Source organism: Chryseobacterium cupriresistens (assembly GCF_046614675.1).
Classification (GTDB): Bacteria; Bacteroidota; Bacteroidia; order Flavobacteriales; family Weeksellaceae; genus Chryseobacterium; species Chryseobacterium cupriresistens.
In genome coordinates this window covers 466,683-480,414 of record NZ_JBKKJT010000004.1, presented here as the reverse complement: position 1 = coordinate 480,414, position 13,732 = coordinate 466,683, and the positions used below count along the sequence as shown (strand labels likewise).

Sequence of the window (13,732 nt, the reverse complement as noted above, 5' to 3'; positions counted from 1 at the left end):
AAGGAATAAAGAAGTGAGGACATTTCTAAAGCACAATATACTTCCTGAGTTATTTAGCCAAAACTGTTCTCTCACCCCTTTTGCTTTGTATGTAAATTTATTCTTTTGCAAACATAGGAGCCGAAACCAAAAGTACAACGCAGTCTTCGCAAAAGCATTGTTGATAGCTTTGAATTCGTTCGCAAGGGCGTTTCACTTAGCAAAGACATGACGAATTATTTTACCCTGAAAAAAACGAAAACTCCCCACATCGCTGTGAGGAGTTTTCTGTATCATTATAATAAACTGATTTATTTTTGAACTGCTTTTTTCATGGCAGCATCAGGACGTAAAATTCTGTAACGGACTTCAATGTCTTTCGGTACATAGAACACCAATGGAAGTTTACTGTTGTATCTTACGATTTCGGGCTTTAAGGTAACAAACTTTTTAGTCAGTTTTTTATCCAGACAAGCCATCAACGTTCCTGCTGTTTCTCCTTTGGATTCTACTTCATAATAGTTGTATCCCCATCCCTGAAGATCCTGGGTTTTCATTTCTCCCATTAAGAAATAATTGTTACAGTCTAACATTTTTTCAGCACCTACAAAAAGTTCAACTTTTAAATCGTTTTCGTTTTTTGCTACGGGAAGCTGAATATATACTTGTTTATAACCTTCTTTTGCTTTCGGGAACATTTCAATCTGTAGTTTTTCAAACTTTTCTGCTTTCTTTTGTGCAAAAGCATTTACTCCGGCCATCAATACCAATCCTGTAATTAAAGTTTTAGAAAATTTCATCTTTTAATAATTTTTTTAATTGATATTACCTTAATTCCAAAAACCATTCCAAATTAAACAATTGTTTGATTTTTCGATTTTATTCTATTTTTATTAAAAATCTAGAAATAAAAAACTGTAGTAAAAAAAATTACTACAGTCTTCTATGTTCATCAGTTACTCTGAAATTGTTACATTACTTCCTTTTGTATGGGCATTCATCTGCGGTGCGTAATAATTCTGCATCGTTGTAATTCCATTGGAGAATTTTCCGGATGCATTGGCTACTACATCATATTCAAATACATATTTTCCTTTCGGCATATACTGAATATAGAAATTGGTAGAAGCATCTTTGGTCGACTGATAGTAGCCCAGATTATTTTTCCATTGATATCCGGATAATACATCTACAGGCTCAAATCCTGCTGCACGCATATCTTTAATATGAATAAACTCCATCGCTCTGTCTGTATTCAGAATCATCCTTACAGTTACTTTATCTCCCACTTTCAATGGGGTTTCCACTGAGATTTTCTGAAGTTCTTCTCCGTTTACCGTTTTCACTTTTTTATAAAGTTCTTTGGTTACAGAAATATAATTTTCAGAAGATTTAATTTTATCGAGATCTTCGTAATACTGCCAGAACAATCCTCCCTGCACAATTCCGGGACCAGGTTTTGTAACCGTTACGGTGGCTAAATTTTTATCTATAGCTTCCGGTTTCACGGTTGATTTTACATAACCAGTTGCCTGTGTCTGAGGAAGCAGTTCTTTTCCTCCCCAAACAATCGTTGCTTTATCACTTTCAGCCCCAGTCCATGATTTCCCTGAATTCAAAATGGTAAAGATCACCTCAGCAGTTCCTCTTGAGCTTCTCCATGAGTTGACTTCTTTTTGGGTTACCAGCCAGATCTTCATATCTTCAATAAAAGATTGATCATTAGCTTTCAATTTGTTGAAAGCTTCCAGTGCTCCGGCATGGTTGACCACTTTGGAACCAAACCATCCCCAATCATTCAGGTTTTGTTTCCAGTAGACTCCTTGTGTTTTGGTATCTGTGGAAGTTTCTTTAAGGTAAGTCATTAACTTATCTGACACCTCTTTCAGACCATAATCGTTCATCAATAATGCCGCACGGTGAAGTCCGAAGAATGTAAAATCTGTGATCTTAGCTGTCTTGGCTTTTTGCTTTACCAGCGTTTTCAGGGTAGCTCCTTTTCCTTTTAAAGGATATTGCTGCTCCCAGTAGTTTCTGGTATCAAGATAATCCATCGTCCAGTTGTTCCAGACATTTCCTTTTTTTGCATCAAAATATTTATTCACCTCATTATCTACATACTGGATCAATTTAGCAACAAGTACTTTTTGATCTACATTTTGATAATCCTTCACATTATCTTTTAACCATGAATTAATTTTTCCTAAGTTTTTAAGGATATACAATGACGTTCCGTAAGAACTTGGATAGCCGGGATACCATGAGAAGCCACCATCAGGATTCTGTAGTTTTTTGAAATCATCCCAATCCTGATTGATAGAATTTTTCATCGTATTGACATCAAATAACAACGCTAATTTCTGCATCTGCTCACCCTCATTTTTACTTTCCAGCACCCACGGAGTTTCTTCAAGCAGCAACTGTTTCAACTCCTGATTTTTTTCCAGATTTGATTGTAATAGCCCTTTGTTCTGATATTCTTCAAAAACTGTTTTCATTTTCGGATTGGCTTTGAAAATTTCCGAAGCCAAAACATCTGCAAACCATTTGTTAAAGATTACGTCTGCAGAGTTATTCTGGTCATTTTTCAGACTTGGAAGGGCAAACATGATCTCCCAGATCGGATTGGTTGTCAGTTCCAACGTATTGGAAACATTGGAAGCCGTTGTGGATGTATTATTTTTAAGATTATCTAATACAAATGTTTTGGTTTCGCCTTCTTTCACAAAAACCGGAACAGCATCCGTCACAAGCATTCTGTTAGGCAATACAGCAATGGCTTGCTGTTCTCCGTCAGAATAAGCTCCCGCTTTGGCCACCACTTTGAAAATAACAGAAGAAACATCATCCGGAACCTTTAATTTCCATGTTAACGCACTGCTTCCGTTTTCATTAAGATTGAAGTTTTGTACTCCGGAAGTGACCCCAAACTTCGAAGAAATATTTTCATTGGTAAAGGCATCCAGAATCTGTAATTCGGCAGAACCATTCAATTTTTTATCGGTAAGATTGGATAACTTCGACTGTAGATTCAACTCGTCTCCTTCTCTCAGGAATCTAGGATAGTTTGGCGTTACTGAGAATTCTTTCTGCGTTACCACTTCTTTTTCCAACGTAGCTGCTCTTGCATCTTTGGTGTGGGCAAGGAACATCAGTTTCCACTTGGTCAATGCTTCCGGAGAGGTGAACACGAAGTTGACATTTCCTTCTGAATCGGTTTTCAAATCCGGATAGAAGAATGCAGTTTCATTCAGATTCTGGCGGACAGCTACTTTATCCAAGTCTTTCTCTACATCAACAGAGCCAGGAACGTCTGTATATCTTTTTCTCTCCTCTTCCGTCAATTGTCTTCCTGAATCAAGGAGATCAATCGCACTATCATTCAATACCACAGCTTCTTTTGCCACGGCAGATCTTGCTGTTTTAAATTTGGCACCTGCAATTGGTGATGGGGGTAGTGCAATTCCTTCCTGATTGCTAACTCCTACAATGGTTTCTCTTGAAATTGAATAATAATTTCCATCAAACCAATTAAACTGTGGCATCTGCACATATCTGTCTTCAAAATATCTTAATCTTTTATAATAGCTTTGCTGTTCCAGAAAATTTCTTATTCCATAAGAAGTTACCATTACAAATGGTGTATACAATTTCCTCCAGCTGTAACTGTTCGCTGCAAACTGATCCAGAGACATGTCATACATATTGGCCAATACTTCAGCATTGATCTTTTCCTTGTCATTTCCGGTTACTTTTACCGTCCATTTTTCTTTAACGTTAGGTTCCAGCTTATCTCTGAAAGTAATGGTTTCTATTTTCAAAGGTTTTTCTGTGTCTTTTATTTTTAAAGAAACAGATTGTGTGTTCACATCATTAAATGCTACCAGCTGAAACTGAAGGTTAAGATCCGAAACACTTTTATCTTTAGGAATTTCAGCGGTATATTCTAATATTCCGTTTTTAAACTGATGTACTTCTGAAACCGTTTTCCCGGATCCATCCTGTACAAAAACATTCACCAGTGCATCAGGAATTGCCGAGAACACATATACTTTGGCTTTTTCACCTCTTGGCAATTCTTCTTTCGGAGCGATAACCGTAAGGAATGTTTTCTGAGTGGGTTTTAAAACTGTTTTATCCCAGACACTGAAATACTGTGAAGTTTTGATCGTATCTTTTCCTTCAATATTGAAAAGTTCCAGCTGATAATCTCCTGCTTCCAGTTTTCCTAAATCAAGACTGGCTGCTGCCTGAGAATTATCAGCGGAAGGCTGCTGCTGTCTTTCAATCAGTACTTTTTCGGTTTTCCAGTTTTTCATCTCATCGTTTTTATCAAAAAGATCATGTGGAAATTTGCTGATAAATTCTTCTTTTGAATATTTCGGAAGATTCTGAACATCAGATTTGAAATTATCTCTGAAGATCCTGTCCGGAGCAGTCAGCTTCGATAACTTAACCTGATAAGGTTTCTTTAGATTCTGATCGTTATAATTTTTGGTTTCCACCTTTACTTTTACATTTTCGTCTGTAAAAGTATTGCTGATATTTTCTGCCTGAATGTAATGAGAAACAGAAGCCACTTTCAATTGGGTATCAGCCGTCTGTGTTTCTCCATTGATATCTGTAACAGATGCATTCACTGCATAGTTATCAATCTGTATTCCTTCCAGCTTTTCATCTTTTTTAAGTTCCAAACGAATCGTAAACTCTCCTTTTTCATTGGTTTTTGCTTCGCCCAGAATCGAGTTTTCATTATCATCATTCTGCGGATACCAGCTGAAATATCTCCATCGGATATTCTGTTTTTTGATTTCATAGTTTACGGCCGTATTACTCAGCGGAACACCGGAAAACATAACAGCTTTTCCTTTCAGTTCTATTGTCTGGCCATATTTGTATTCCTCTTTAACAGGAGCAAAGGTTACTTCAAATTTTGGTCTTTTGTATTCTTCTACCCTGAAATTTTTATATCCCGTGCTTTCCCCTTCTATTCTCAGATAAAAGTTACCGTTCAGTTTTCCTTTCGGAAGAATGAAACTTCCGTGATAAGAACCGAATTCATTGGTGGTAAATTCCTGGGAAGAAACCTCTTCACTATTGGTGTTCAATAACGTTATTTTTTGTTTCAATCCTGAAAGAACAGCTTCAACTTCCTTATTCATTCTGGTATTCACCACCTTAAAATAAACAGTCTGTCCGGGACGGTAGATTCCTCGGTCAATAAAGATCTGGGCAGTTGAACGGGTTTGTTTGTTAGGATTGTAATCTTCAACAAATCCTCTGTTTCCATACACCTGCATGATCTGGAAATCATTGGTTTTAGGCTGCTGGATCAGGAAAGTTCTGTAATATTCTTTACTGTCTGTGGAAGGAAACTTAAATACTCCGTTGGCATTGGTTGTTCCTTCAATCTTATTTAATGTTGTATTAGAAACAAATTCATAAAACCGAAGACTTTCATTAGCCAAAGGCTTACCATTCTCGCTATTAACCAGTTTCAATTCATCCGAAAGAGGGTTTCTGTCTGTTTTGGACTGATAAATAATTCTGTTTCCGGAAACCAGAAAATATAAATTATGTCTGGAGTCTGTATCTTTCATATCTGCTCCCGCCACCGTAAATTCTGCTACATATATTCCTGATGGAAGAGGTTTTACTTCGAGTGAAGTGGTATGATTCTGATAATCCTTTGGATCCGGAAGCTGGAATGTTTCTTTTCTTACCAGATTCTTTTTCAGATTTCCGAAAGTATTGGAATAAGAATTCTGAACGTATTGAAGGAGTGATGTAAAATCATCCTTTACTTCGTAAATATTCAGGGTAAATTCTGATACATTCTTATACTGCGCAACAAAATGAACCGGCAGATCATTCTGGGTCTGGGATTCATATTTTAAAGTCAGATAAGGATTGACAATCTGGGCTTCTTTACTTTTAATATTCTCCAGGAAAGCAGATTTCGGATAATCACTTTTTGCCTGTGCCGCTAATGCAAGAGCTTCTTTAGGCTTCTTACCCACAAGCTCATCCATGATGTCTCCCATAATAACCACTTTATAATCTCCCTCTACATTGGATTTCAAAAGATTCTGAAGCTGCTGAAGTTTATCCTTGCAATGATTGAAATTACAGTTTTCCGTTATCTTTTCTTTCATGAAATACAACTTTGGATTTCCCGTATTCTGTTCGATCAGTTCATCATACATTGCATTGATTGCTGTACGGTTGGCTGTCAACTCATTTTTGGTAAAAATGTTGTTTTCAGATAGAAACGTTATTTTTTTAACGGCATACCAATCCGCCAATGTCGGAAAATAGGCAAAGTCTCCTGTCTCTGAAAAGATATTCTTATACTTTTCCAACGAGATCTTTCTCATTTCAGGTTTTTCCTGATCAAGCTCCTGAAAATTTTTAGTCAGGTAATTTTTAAAATCAAGTTTACTCCAGGTTTCAATCTGCGAAACATCCTGAGAGTTGATATTGGTTCTTCCGTTTATTTTCCATGAATTCTGTTGATAATAATCCATAAAAAAGCCATTCAGCAGAACTTTGTACACCAGTTTACCTTCTCCGTTTATTTTTCCTTCTGCCTCTTTAAGTTTTTTAAAAAACTGAGAAGCAGCATCATTCTGGTCATCGTCAACAGTTTGGTTTACAATACTGAATTCCGCTTTCAGAGAACGGATCAGCTCGAAGGCATTATTTTCTTTCATGGCTTGTTTTTGTATGTCTAAAATAATGGGAAGATTAGATTTATAAGCTCCTTTTGAACTATTTTCAGCCACTTTTTTCCATTGGGTATCGTAATATTTCTGTGCGGATACCGTTGAAAAGCTCAGCATTACAAGCAAAAGCAGAAAAATCTTGGAAAATCTTTTCATATATATTAATTTTGATAAATGAACATCTTAAAAATACTGAAAAAAACCGTTATAGACAGCCAGCTTTATGTCTCTCTTATGGGAACTCTTTTTGCAGTATTTTTCATGAAAGAGCAAAACACATTCCGTTTCCCTACCTTTGCACTTATTTTCATCACTTATTTCAGTGGTTATCTGTATACTAAATACCAATATACCAGGCACTTTTTAAAAATACTTGTTCTCAATGCAGCAGCAGGAATTGTCTGTGCTTTTTTAATCATTCATAATCACAATGAAATAAGACTGCTTAAATGGTTTATCATTGTCATATTGGGATTGCTTTACAATAGTTTTTTTCTTGATGTTTATATCCGGAAAATTCCCTTACTGAAAGTTTTTTACGTAGGATTATTATGGGCATTGGTTAATTGCTGGCTTACCCTTCCTGAATTTAGTATTCCTATTTTTCTGATCAGCTTTTTCTTTATCACCGCACTTGTTCTTCCTTTTGATATCCGTGATATGAACAGCGATACCGTAAAAACCTTTCCTATGCTGATTGGGGTACAAAATACCAAGTACATTGCTTATGCACTTGTTTTCATCAGCAGTATCATTTCTGCTTTTTATCTTGATTTGGAATATGCGCTTGCTTTTTTTATGGCCAGTATCACAACTTATATTCTCATCTATTTCTCTGAAAATAAAAGAGATGACGCTTATTATTCTTTCGGGGTGGAAACTTGTTCGGCACTTCCCTTTTTATTTTTACTAATAATGAAGTATTTTTGACGAATGATTATCAAAAAGCTTTCCCTCTATAATTTCAAAAACCACTCTGAGAAAAAATTTGAATTCTCCCCGCAAATCAACTGTTTTGTGGGTAATAACGGCGTTGGGAAAACTAATATTCTGGACGCTTTGCATTATTTATCCGTAGGAAAAAGCTTTTTAGGAAATACAGACCTTAACAATATTAAGCAAGAGGAAGACTTTTTTACCATTGATGCGGAAATTCAGAATGAAGACAGCGAAGATATCATCAGAATCACCCAGCCTAAGGAAGCTAAAAAGGTCATCAAAAAAAATGATAAAAGCTACGACCGGCTTGCTGATCATATCGGTTATCTTCCAAGTGTTATGATCTCGCCTTATGATTCTAATCTTATTTCGGATTCCGGGGAAAGCAGACGAAAGTTTCTGGATGCAATGATCTCTCAGACGGATTCTGAATATCTTTTTGATCTTATTCAGTATCAGAAGACCATTCAGCAGCGAAATGCGTTACTGAAATATTTTGCAAAAAACAGAACCTGGGACAAAGATTCTCTGGAAATCTATGATGATCCGATCACCAGATTCGGAACAAAAATATTTAAGAAAAGAAAAGAATTTGTAGAACAGCTCAATCCAATTGTTCAGAATTTCTATCGTATTATTTCCGGTGGCAAAGAAACGGTATCTGTTATTTACGAATCTCACCTATTGGAGGATTCTTTTGACAATCTTTTAAGGGAAAGCCTTGAGAGAGACCGTATGCTCACGTATACTTCAAAAGGAATCCATAAGGATGATCTTCTTTTTGAAATGGATGATGTGTTAATCAAAAAAATCGGATCTCAGGGACAGCAGAAATCGTTCCTGATCTCTTTAAAACTGGCTCAGATGAGTCTTGTAAAAGAGCTCACCAAAAAGACTCCTATCCTGTTGCTTGATGATATTTTCGATAAGCTTGATGATACCAGAGTTTCGCAATTGATTGAACTTGTCAACAAGGAAAGTTTCGGACAGATTTTCATTACAGATACTCACAGAGAGCGTACGGAAAGTGTTGTGAAGAAAATAAATGAAGAAAGTATAATTTTTGAAGTTTAATAAGAGGTTCGGGATGCGAGTTACGAGGTATTAAATGCAGGTAAATATGTGTGGACGTAGATATGAAGTAAAAGACTAATATTCTTTATCATCTATTCTTTATCATCGAACCGTTTTTTGTCTTAACTTAAGATCCTAAAACACAAATGATATGAGTTATAGAAATCTGGATATTTATAAATTTATAAAATAGCTTTCGACTTATTTTTAAAAACCCATAAAGCCTCCCTGCTTCTGCCTAAATATGAACTGTTTGAATTAGGCAGCCAATTAAGAAGATCTTCAGATTCAGTCATTACAAATATTGTTGAAGGCTATGGTAGATCAACTTATAGGAATGACTACATTCGCTTCCTGATTTACAGCCATGCGAGTAATGATGAAACAATTAACCATCTGGAAAAAATCATGATATTATATCCTAATTTTTCCTTAGAATTTGAGACATTAAGAAATGAATACAACACATTAGGCGGAAAAATCAACATTTATAAAAAATGGGTCATAGAAAATTGGAATAAAAATAATCTACAGTAAAAAATAAATCCCCAAGCCAAAACCACGCAACCCAAAACCCCGAATCACCCATCCCGAAACCCGAGCCCCAACTATGAAGAAGAAAAAACGTGAATATCAATCCTCCGAACTGGTAAAATCTTTTGCCAGGATTTATGGTTTTGAACATAAACTTGTTGCTTTTGACATCAAGGACTTCCTTGAAGAGTATCTTGATGAAAGTCTTTTCAATGAAATCAGAAGTGTCAATATAGAAAAAGAATGTATTATCATTAAAATTGATTCTCCTTTACTGAAACATGATTTTACGATGCGTAAAAGCTTTTATCTTAAAAAGTTCCAGAACAAATTTGGGGCAGATAAATTTAAAGATTTACAGATTTTATAGTTTTTTTGATATCGTTTTACATTATCATTCAATATTATTGATATATTTATCATACAAAAAAAATTAATCTCATGAAAAAATCAATTGCATCAAAAAAACTGACAAGAAAAACTTTAAAAACAATACAGGGAGGAGGCGTTGGACAGATCTGCTGTGCTGTAAGCTGCGCTAATGAAAACGAATGTGCTTATTGGACAACATTGCCGACAAAATGCCCATTACTTCCTATTTGTCTTTAATAGCTATAACAATAGAAAAATGCTACCCTGGGGTAGCATTTTTTATGATATTAATGTTCTTCTGATTTATTAGAAATGGTACTGCTCATCAAATCGTCTGCTTTCTTGTCCAGACCTGAGCTAAGCGGCAGGAAGAATTTCAGCGGATGTTTCGTAAAGTATCTGAAAATCTCTTTATAGATTTCACTTACCTGCCCAAAGTTCATTTTTCTTGACCTGAAGGCCAAAAACATGGATAAACTAAAACTTACCAGGAAGTTGAAGAATCCGATTAAAAAGACGGTAAAAAAGGATATCCAGAATGTATAGGAATCTACTGAAAAATCTTTTCCGTACAGTCCTAATGCAAAGTTTCCGGCGGCAAAGGTAATGTGTCTGATATCCAGATCCAGCCCGAAAAACATTCCGACAGGTGCAGTTGCTCCAAGGAAAACTCCAAACCAGAAATTGGAAATAATTCCCGGCCAGTTTTTAGCATAATATTTTGAAAGTCCTTTTGCGAATTTCTTTCCGAAAAAGCTTCTGATTGAAAGGTTTTTGGCAATTCTTTCCGGGATCTGATAAAATACCGAGTTGTTCCCGATATTTCCCGAAATAATTCCGGAAATAAAGAGATAGAATCCGGCAATACTTGCGTGCAGGATAGCTTTTGATTTAAAAGGATCGAGGTCTTTTAACAATTTATCAGAACGTTCAACGGCAAGATTTTGTGAGAAAAAGACATCCAGTCCATAAATAATGGCAAGCGCTACCGGAAAAGCAAGCAACACATTCCCTACAAAGGCAATGAACTGACTTCTGAATAATTTAGATACCAAATGGGCAAATTCTGTATTATTTCTTTGGGCATTCCCTTCTTCGGATAATACTTTTGTCATCGTTGCGGCAGTCATGGCCGGCTGTTTTGTAGCAAGGGTAAAACCCATCAGATAGATCATCACGAATCCCATTGCATAGTTCATGGAGTATAGGAAAGCGTGTGAAAAATCACTTCCGGGAATATATCCATACAGCATTTTCAGAACACAGAGCGCTCCTACAATTATTCCACCGCCGCTTGCCTTGTAGAACATGGTCATATACTCTTTCCGGTTAGAAGTTATATAGTGAGTTCCGGCTTCTGCAGTATGGTTGGTAATAAGGTGTGAGATCAACCTCGTGCTGTCGTTGATAAGATCTGAAATATTATTTTTGTGAGATTTATAATTCAGAATATTAAAAATCAACTGCTTTGATTTTATCTGAACATCTTCATCTGTATCAATAACCAGTAATTGTACGATCTCATAAATTCTTTCTGTCTGCTGACGGATTTTTAACAGGGATTGATTAATCTTTCCTGAAATACCATATTTGGCAGAATTTTTAAAAGCAATATTCACAAACTCCTGGCATTGTTCTGCGTAGATTTTTATCTGCTTATATCTGCTGTCTTTTGAATGCAGCTGTACTTCCGGATCTTTTACAAGATCATCTGCCAATGTCTCCAGCTCATTCTGTAGAGCCAGAAAGGGATTGTCTAAATTTCTGTATTGAGGTGCCATTCTCACTACTTCCACTTCCATCGCCATTCCGGTTACCCTCCAGGAAAGGATGTTCATAGAGAAAATAAGTTCTTTTTTCACATTAGGACGGATAATAAAATCCGATGCTCCTAATAAATGTAAAAATTCATTGATCTCGTTTTCAGGAAGATTATGGAGATATTTCAAATCCTTTTTCGGCCACATACTGACATTATCGATCATGTACCAAACCGTATTTTCGTTTTCAACGGGTGGCAGAACCTTGTTCAGTATTCTTTTTTTAAGCTCAGGTAAAAAGGCATTTTCTGAAAGAATATTCGCTTCTGTAAGGGAAAGGTTGAAAGGTCTTCCTCTAAAAATATTATGAATGTAATATTTAAAGTTCTGAGCAAAATCAGGATTGCTTCTGAAGAAATTAAGCACATCTGTAAAGTCCGCCTCTTTTATGGTCTCCAGAAACTCTGCAAAGGGTTCTAAAGAAAGAGTTTCGTTCTTAAAAGAAAAATATTTTTTAAGAACTGACTCAAAATTTGTGCTGGAATTAAAGAATTTCATTAGTACAAAGATACTATTTCAAACTCACATTCCTCATCTGTCTCATAATCCAATTATGTTTCTTTCTCAGATATGGGGATGGATTTTTAGGATCATACTTCTTTGGATTAGGCAATACAGCAGCAATCCACGCTGCATCTGAGACACTTAAATCTTTGGATGATTTGCCAAAATAATATTGTGCCGCAGCTTCCACTCCAAATACTCCCTGCCCCATTTCTATGGAATTCAGGTATCTTTCAAGGATAATATCTTTTGTCCATACTTTTTCGATGATGAAAGTATACACCGCTTCCAGTCCTTTTCTTACCCAGCTTCTGCCCTGCCAGAGAAATACATTCTTTGCCGTCTGCTGGGAAATGGTGCTTCCACCTCTTATTTTTTTGCCTTTCTCATTATATTTCATCGCCTTTTCAATGGCTGTATAATCGAAACCGTCATGAACAAAAAATTTCTGATCTTCTGAGGCAATTACGGCTTTTTTCACATTGTTTCCCATTTCGTCATAGGAAATGTAATCCCTGTGCAGTTTTCCATATTCAAAAAGTCCTCCAATCTGGGTAAGAGTGATGGGAGGATTAAAAAATCTACCCCAGATGATAAAAACTACATTCAGAACAAGAATGATGAAGATAAGCTGTTTAATTTTTTTCCACATAACTTGATAAAAAGGAAAGGCAAAAATAAGCAAATAGTACGAGTTACTGCAATTCTTTCATATAAGTAAGCTGATAATCCGGTAAAAGTTCCGGATGGAAGATCTTAATATAATCTTTAAGGATCAGATCTGCCCTTATCACACCGCTTTCAAAAAAATCATTGGCTTTCAGTTTTTCTTTTCCGGCAATGGTATATATTTTCCCTTTATTGAATACATCCAGTTTCCCATAGAAAGGATTCATGCCAAGCATTTCTTTTTTCGAAGCATGGCTTCCTGCATTTACCCAGTACTGAACACCACCGGCTTTGGCATATACTTCCTCAAAACTCATTGTCAATGCTTTTTCGTCTTTATTATCCTTCATGATATAATTCGCATGGGCATCTGAAATATAATGAGCCACGGAAGTATTTCCTCCCGGAAGATACCAGACATCTCCATACATCTCATTGGCAAGTACAACAGGTTTTTCTTTTGCTTTTGATGCAAGCTGCTTCAGATCGTTATAGTTTTTCTCCACTTCCTGATATTTGGTTGCTGCTTCTTTTTCTTTTCCTAAAAACTCTCCGAAAATCTTGATGTAAGCCGTTTTTTCCAAAGGTTTCTGTTCCATATATTCATCCAGAAATATGACCTGGATACCGTTATTCTTTAAAAGCTCATAAGTATTATCAAAACTGGCAATATGATTGGTAAAAATAGCATCCGGTTTCATAGAGATGATCTTTTCCACATCATACTTTTGTTCGCTTCCTACATTCTGAATTTTTCCTTCTTTAATCAGATTCTGAATTTTTTCTGAATAAATATACTCCGGACTGGAAACTCCTATGATTACATTTTCCGCTCCAAGCTCCGAAATATATCCGGCCATACTTGCATTCAGCAGGATTATTTTTTTGAATGGAGTTTGATTTTGCTTAAAATTGTAAGTAAAATTACCCGATTTTAGCTCCAGGGTACCATTATGTTCCTTAAATTGGGTGCGGTTTGAGATATTTGTCCAATCTGAGGACGAAATTTTTGATTCTCTTTTACAGGCAATTAGCGAGAAGACCGTAAATAAAAGTAAAATTTTCTGTTTCATGTTTCAAAGAACGGAAAAAAGTGGTATATTTGCAACCGTTAAA

10 protein-coding genes are annotated in these 13,732 nt (G+C 35.9%); 5 read left to right on the top strand and 5 right to left on the bottom strand.

Features of this window, described 5'->3' with window-relative positions; all coding sequences use genetic code 11:
* Positions 1–290: 290 nt before the first annotated feature.
* Together eco and ACLI50_RS14405 are read right to left on the bottom strand one after the other, a co-directional pair.
* Positions 291–779, bottom strand: a complete 489-nt coding sequence (gene eco, locus ACLI50_RS14410; protein ID WP_110010523.1) for a serine protease inhibitor ecotin — start codon at positions 777–779, stop codon at positions 291–293.
* Positions 780–935: 156 nt separating this feature from the next.
* On the bottom strand, positions 936–6,860 hold the full coding sequence (locus ACLI50_RS14405) for an alpha-2-macroglobulin family protein (RefSeq protein WP_411414086.1): 5,925 nt from the start codon (positions 6,858–6,860) through the stop codon (positions 936–938).
* Positions 6,861–6,878: 18 nt separating this feature from the next.
* Between ACLI50_RS14405 and ACLI50_RS14400 the strand changes: the two genes are divergently transcribed.
* The 5 genes from ACLI50_RS14400 to ACLI50_RS14380 all read left to right on the top strand — a co-directional run bounded on the left by ACLI50_RS14400 (position 6,879) and on the right by ACLI50_RS14380 (position 9,860).
* A complete protein-coding gene (locus ACLI50_RS14400) occupies positions 6,879–7,634 on the top strand; it encodes a UbiA prenyltransferase family protein (protein ID WP_411414085.1) in 756 nt (251 codons plus the stop codon).
* Positions 7,635–7,637: 3 nt separating this feature from the next.
* Complete coding sequence (recF, locus tag ACLI50_RS14395; protein WP_411414084.1) at positions 7,638–8,717, top strand: DNA replication/repair protein RecF; 1,080 nt, start codon at positions 7,638–7,640, stop codon at positions 8,715–8,717.
* A 180-nt stretch (positions 8,718–8,897) separates the two neighbouring features.
* A complete protein-coding gene (locus ACLI50_RS14390) occupies positions 8,898–9,254 on the top strand; it encodes a four helix bundle protein (RefSeq protein ID WP_411414091.1) in 357 nt (118 codons plus the stop codon).
* Positions 9,255–9,327: 73 nt separating this feature from the next.
* Complete coding sequence (locus tag ACLI50_RS14385; protein ID WP_411414083.1) at positions 9,328–9,621, top strand: hypothetical protein; 294 nt, start codon at positions 9,328–9,330, stop codon at positions 9,619–9,621.
* A gap of 71 nt (positions 9,622–9,692) precedes the next feature.
* Positions 9,693–9,860: a hypothetical protein gene (locus ACLI50_RS14380; RefSeq protein WP_157885754.1), complete on the top strand. Its 168-nt coding sequence runs from the start codon at positions 9,693–9,695 to the stop codon at positions 9,858–9,860.
* Between the two features lie 50 nt (positions 9,861–9,910).
* Here the strand turns inward: ACLI50_RS14380 and ACLI50_RS14375 are convergent, their stop codons facing one another.
* The 3 genes from ACLI50_RS14375 to ACLI50_RS14365 are packed head-to-tail and all read right to left on the bottom strand — an operon-like array spanning position 9,911 to position 13,689.
* The gene (locus ACLI50_RS14375; protein WP_411414082.1) at positions 9,911–11,941 is read right to left on the bottom strand and encodes a recombinase; all 2,031 of its coding nucleotides are present in this window, start codon (positions 11,939–11,941) and stop codon (positions 9,911–9,913) included.
* 13 nt (positions 11,942–11,954) lie between these two features.
* Positions 11,955–12,599, bottom strand: a complete 645-nt coding sequence (gene mtgA, locus ACLI50_RS14370) for a monofunctional biosynthetic peptidoglycan transglycosylase (RefSeq protein ID WP_110010517.1) — start codon at positions 12,597–12,599, stop codon at positions 11,955–11,957.
* A gap of 43 nt (positions 12,600–12,642) precedes the next feature.
* Positions 12,643–13,689 (bottom strand): ABC transporter substrate-binding protein, encoded by a 1,047-nt coding sequence (locus tag ACLI50_RS14365; RefSeq protein WP_343639030.1) that lies wholly within the window; start codon positions 13,687–13,689, stop codon positions 12,643–12,645.
* Positions 13,690–13,732: the final 43 nt, after the last annotated feature.